General features: G+C 73.7%; 1 protein-coding gene. It reads right to left on the bottom strand.

Going from position 1 to position 1,098, the window contains the following annotated elements:
* Positions 1-1,098: acyltransferase domain-containing protein (locus tag B0E53_RS36680; RefSeq protein WP_146167982.1), on the bottom strand; the 1,098-nt coding region annotated here is incomplete at both ends.

Raw genomic sequence — 1,098 nt, 5'->3', positions numbered from 1 at the left:
CGGGTCGTCCTCACCCCGGCGCAGCGTGCCCAGGGTGTGCCCGGCCGTGCCGGTGTCATCCAGGATCGCCGCGACCGGCAGGGTCAGCACCGGATGCGCGGACACCTCGACGAACGTGGTGTGCCCGGCGGCGACCGCGACCCGCACGGCAGCGTCGAACCGCACCGGCCGGCGCAGATTCTCGTACCAGTAGCCGGCGTCCATCGACGTCGGGTCAGCCCACTCCCCGGTCAGCGAGGACACCAACCGGGTGTGCCCCTGCTCGGGCCGCACGTCAGCCAGGTCGGCGAGCATCCGCTCCCGGATCTGCTCCACCGCCGGGGAGTGCGAGGCGTAGTTGAACGGAATCGGCCGGGCCCGCAGCCCCTCGGCCCGCCACGCCTCGACCAGTTCCCCCACCGCCTGCGGCGGACCGGAGACCACCACGTTCGCCGGCCCGTTCACCACCGCCACGACCACCTCGGGGAAGTCCGCGAGGCGGGCGGTCACCTCGTCGACCGGCAGATCCACCGCCGCCATCGCCCCGGTCCCCGCCAGGGTGGCCAGGGCGCGGGCCCGCAGGATCACCGCCTTCGCCGCGTCCTCCAACGACAGCACACCCGCCACGCACGCCGCCGCCATCTCCCCCTGCGAATGACCGATCACCACCTGCGGGACCACCCCGGCGTGCCGCCACACCTCCGCCAGACACACACCGACGGCGAACAGAACCGGCTGCAACACCTCCACCCGCTCCAGCCACGACCCGTCGTCCCCGGTCAAGACGGAGGCGAGGTCCACGTCCAGGTACGGGGCGAACGCCCGCTGACACTCCGCCAGTCGCGCGTCGAACACCGCACACCGCCCGACCAGACCAGCCGCCATCCCCACCGACTGCCCACCCTGCCCGGGGAACACGAACACCGGACCCGACCCATGACCGACCGCCGTCCCCACGACCACATTCCCGGCCGGCGCGCCCGACGCCAGCGAATCCAGGCCCGCCAGCAGCTCCGCCGTGTCGGCCCCGAACACCGCCGCCCGGTGGTCGAACGTCGACCGCGTCGTGGCCAGCGACCAGGCCACCGTCGCCGGATCCAGCCCCTCGTGCTCGCGGAC

It is taken from the genome of Micromonospora sp. MH33 (assembly GCF_003013775.1).
GTDB classification, from domain to species: domain Bacteria; phylum Actinomycetota; class Actinomycetes; order Mycobacteriales; family Micromonosporaceae; genus Micromonospora; species Micromonospora fulviviridis.
The sequence above is the reverse complement of the archived record's forward strand: the minus strand, read 5'-3'. Positions and strand labels throughout refer to the sequence as shown.